The 4,320-nt window shown below is 37.7% G+C and carries 4 protein-coding genes; all 4 read left to right on the top strand.

The window, feature by feature from the left end:
- On the top strand, positions 1-465 hold a 465-nt coding region (locus A7Z29_RS22905; RefSeq protein WP_157944814.1), incomplete at its 5' end, for a fimbrial biogenesis chaperone.
- Positions 466-482: 17 nt separating this feature from the next.
- The gene (locus tag A7Z29_RS22900) at positions 483-2,981 is read left to right on the top strand and encodes a fimbria/pilus outer membrane usher protein (protein ID WP_105290895.1); all 2,499 of its coding nucleotides are present in this window, start codon (positions 483-485) and stop codon (positions 2,979-2,981) included.
- A gap of 9 nt (positions 2,982-2,990) precedes the next feature.
- A complete protein-coding gene (locus tag A7Z29_RS22895) occupies positions 2,991-3,902 on the top strand; it encodes a fimbrial protein (RefSeq protein ID WP_105290894.1) in 912 nt (303 codons plus the stop codon).
- Between the two features lie 89 nt (positions 3,903-3,991).
- On the top strand, positions 3,992-4,300 hold the full coding sequence (locus tag A7Z29_RS22890) for a LuxR C-terminal-related transcriptional regulator (RefSeq protein ID WP_105290893.1): 309 nt from the start codon (positions 3,992-3,994) through the stop codon (positions 4,298-4,300).
- The last annotated feature ends 20 nt before the right edge of the window (positions 4,301-4,320 follow it).

Raw genomic sequence — 4,320 nt, 5'->3', positions numbered from 1 at the left:
GTAAGGATTAATCAAAAAGAAAGTTTACAGTTTAGAATTAATAAGCTTATTGACTCATCGTCTTTACCATCAGACCGTGAATCCGTATTTAGTATTAATGTAATGGCAATCCCGCCACAAGTGAGTTCCTCGGATGGAAATAAATCTCACATACAGTTTGCCATAAATAATAAAATAAAATTATTTTACCGCCCTGATAATATTAATAATTCAAAATCCATAGAGAAAATACCAGAATTAATACAGGTGAAAAATAATCAAACTAGCATTGAAATAAGAAATCCGACACCATACTTTGTAACTTTGGATAAAATAAAAGTGAACAATGCCGAAATAAAAAATGGTGATTATATGATCGCTCCATTTTCCTCAATCAATATAGCTTGGAAAGGCGCTCATAGTTTTTCATTCCAGACTATCAATGACTATGGCGGCTTAAGTAAACCAGTTCATATATACTTATAGTGCGTGAGGGTTTTTTCATGCGATTAAAGCCGTTAGTTTTGTTTGTTTTTATTTTTTCTCATCCCGCCTTCTCAGCAACAGGAGATGCGGCTATGAGATTTAATCCCGACTTTCTGACATTTTCGAATGAAGGGAAGCCTTTAAATGTTGATTTGAGTTATTTTTCTCATTCAGATGGACTGCTTCCAGGTCTTTATTCCGTTAACACTATTGTTAACGGGAAGAAAAATGGTGTATACGAAATAGAATTCGTACCGACAACTAAAGAAAAAGTCACTCCTCTTCTAAGGAGATCCATGCTCTCCAAATGGGGAGTTGAAGTTCCTGATGAAAAGAATGTAGGGGATGAAATTCTTGGAAAAGATTTAGAAAGTATACTACCAGGCACTCAAATTAATTTTGATAATCAGAATCAAACATTATCAATTAATATTCCTCAACGCTGGCTGAGCCAGGTTAATTGGCTTAGAACAGCACCACAATTGTGGAATGATGGAGTTCCATCGCTGTTGATGAACTATCGCTATTCTGGTTCTCTGCAAGAGTTTTCCGGTGTGACAAACACTCAGAATATGCTATCCATCAATAGTAGCTTAAACATTGCTGGATGGCGCCTAAGGCACGATGGTTTTTTTGGGGGGGCTTCATCATCACATGAAAAGGGATGGCACGCTCTTAATACTTCGGCAACTCATGACTATAGTTTTTGGCAAGGTGGACAATTTACTATTGGTCAGACGTCAACAGATGGAACCATTTTTGAAAGTTTTCCCTTTGAAGGTATGCAACTCATCTCTGATGACGGAATGATTGTTCCCTGGCTTTCCAGTTTCAGTCCGATTATTCGAGGCATTGCATACTCACAGGCTCTGGTTATTGTACGTCAGAATAATCAAATTATATGGCAGGGGAATATACCTGCAGGACCATTTGAATTAAAAGATGTAAATCCATTATTTTCTGGTGATATGGATATAGAAGTTCATGAAGCGGATGGAACAGTGAGGCGCTTTTCTCAAGCATCTGCGTCTATCCCGGTCTTACAACGTGAAGGTCGTCTACGTTACAGCGCCTCTATCGGGCGGTATCGTCAAGATAGAGACTGGAGCAATAATAATGTTGAGAAGCCTGCTTTTGTTCAAACAACTGCTGCCTGGGGAGCAAAATCCGATATCACGCTCTATGGCGGCCTGATGTTAGCAGATAATTACCGAGCTTACATGTTTGGGGCAGGTAAGTATCATGAACAATTTGGGGCATTTTCACTTGATTTGACGCAAAGTAACTCAGAATTGACCACATCAGATGAGCATGGCCAAGCCTGGCGTACATCATGGGTTCGTAGCTTTGATAGAACAGGCACTCAAGTCAGTTTATCAGGATACTGGTATAATTCCCCTGGTTATTTTTCATTCAATGATCTTCAACAGTCGCAGCATACTAATGACTATTTGGATATAAAATACAGTCACCAAAGTCGTATCTCAACGCAGATTATTCAAAATACAGATAATTTTGGTCAATTTAGTTTGAATACTGACTGGGATCATTATTTTAGAAATGAGGGGGAAGGATGGCAATCACAGTTGAACTGGTCATTTACATTCGAGGAGGTATCTTCTAGCTTATCTTTAGTTTATACAAAACAGCCCCAATATAACGCTGCTGATAAATCGTTGTATCTGTCGTTTACTGTCCCATTTAGTGCATTTTCGAATTATGATAATGCATCTCTAGGCAGCCGCTTACTCACGAATAATGGTAAAAGTCTTATTCAAAGTGGTGTTAATGGGTCTATGCTAGATCAACGCTTGTCATATAGCATTATGGAAGGGCAGGGAAACCATGGGGTTGGCAATTCAGGTAGTATTAATGCTCGTTATCGCGGTACATATGGAGAAATTCAATCAGGGTACTCTTACCAAAAATATAATAAGCAGTGGATGTATAGTGCAAGAGGTGGTGTGACGATCCATCCCGGTGGACTGACTCTATCTCAAGAGGTCAGCCCTTATGGTGCTAATGCCTTAATTGATACGAATGGTGCTAAAGGTATAAAAGTAAATAGTGGCACAGGAGTATATACAGACTGGCAAGGTTATACTGTTATCTCTAATTTAATGCCTTATCAGGAAAACAGTATTTCTCTTGATGTCAATAGTGCGAGTGATAAAATAGAAATTATAAACTCTGATTTGACAGTAATTCCATCACGTGGGGCATTAGTACCTGCCCGGTTTAATGTTGTTAAAGGGAATAAGGCTTTAATTACATTAATCAGAACTGACGGAACACCAGTACCATTTGGAAGTATAGTTTCCGTGATCTCTGATAAATCAGGATTCAGAAATAATGGAATTGTTGCTGATAATGGTCAGGTATGGATAAGTGGATTACCAGAGTACGGTGAGCTATATGCTCGTTGGGGGGATAGCGATAATGCTCAATGTAAAGCATCTGTTCATATAGTAAATGATACATCAGAAATACCGCGTATATCATTAAGCTGCCGCTAAGAGGGACTTATGAAAAAAAATACTCTTTATATATCTGTATTTATTAGCTGCATTGGAAGTGCGTTAGCTGACGACAACATGAATCGCATTATTAATTTTGGTAATCAATCAATTATACCACAACAACATGTTAGTTCAAGCGTACCTTTTTATACACAGAATGAGAGTTTTCAATCAGAATGTACAGAGCATTGCAAATCAACACGCATATCATGGTATCCTTTATCATCGGTATTAAATCCGATGAATACAGGTGAAGGTTATATTTTTAAATCGGGCATCAGTGGTATTTCTATTTTGATAAAGCCTGAGAAGGCTACCCAGACCTCAACCCAACAAGTACTGTTTGGGTTGATAAAGACAGAGGAAGGCACAGGAGCAGGGACGCTCACTAACATTCCGCTAATGAGACGCATAACTGAGCAACTGGATGAAAATGGCAGAGTTATTTATCGGATTAATGAAGATATAAATGTGACAGGTCAGGTGAATCGTAGTGGTTGTTTAATGCCACAAGGGCAGTCAGTTAATATGATTCTTCCTCCTGTCAGTGTGGCTATGTTGAAAAGTATACATATAGGTGAAGCACTAACTAGTATTAGTGATAACTCGTTTATCAGTCTCAATTGTGAAAATGGAACTACGGGTTCGCTTGATCTATTTTTTACTGGAAAATATAGCGATACCCCCTCTGTTTTACCAGCTATAACTTCTTCAGGAAAACAAAGTGGCGTCGGGTTCATTGTAATGTCAGGAGAATCTAAGGCTATTTGGGATGGTCTTACTCCAATAAACATCCCCTTAACCGGAGATATATCTCAACTGGGTATACCGTTTAAAGCATATTATACTAGATTGTCAGATGATTTTGAGCCAGGTGCATTAGAGGCTCATGGACAAATTACAATTAAATACCATTAACTATATTATATAGACCATTGGGGTATATAGATAATATCTCATATATGAAACCGTATTTTAGTGAAAAAAATAGAACGGGAGGTATTTTTATGCACAGATATATTACCGTATTGATTCCAGAATACAGATTAAGAGTTTGCCTCCTTATAAGAGAGAATTTAACTATAGCGGAGGAAGTTATTTTGATTCTTTTACTGCAAGGGAAAAATGTTTCAGAAATTGCAACGCATCGACGACGAAGCCCGAAAACAATTTCGGCACAAAAACTCCAGTTATATAAGAAGCTTGGAGTAAAGAATGATCTTATGTTCTGGAGGGAGGTTGTTTTCAGATATAAAGCAATTGTTAGTTATTTGCCTAAAAAAGAAATATTAGAAACTAAACATAAATTATTGTAATTGCCTTCATTGATATATGC

This window comes from Escherichia sp. MOD1-EC6842 (assembly GCF_002965705.1).
Lineage (GTDB): Bacteria > Pseudomonadota > Gammaproteobacteria > Enterobacterales > Enterobacteriaceae > Escherichia > Escherichia ruysiae.
This window is presented reverse-complemented; position numbering and strand designations above follow the sequence as displayed.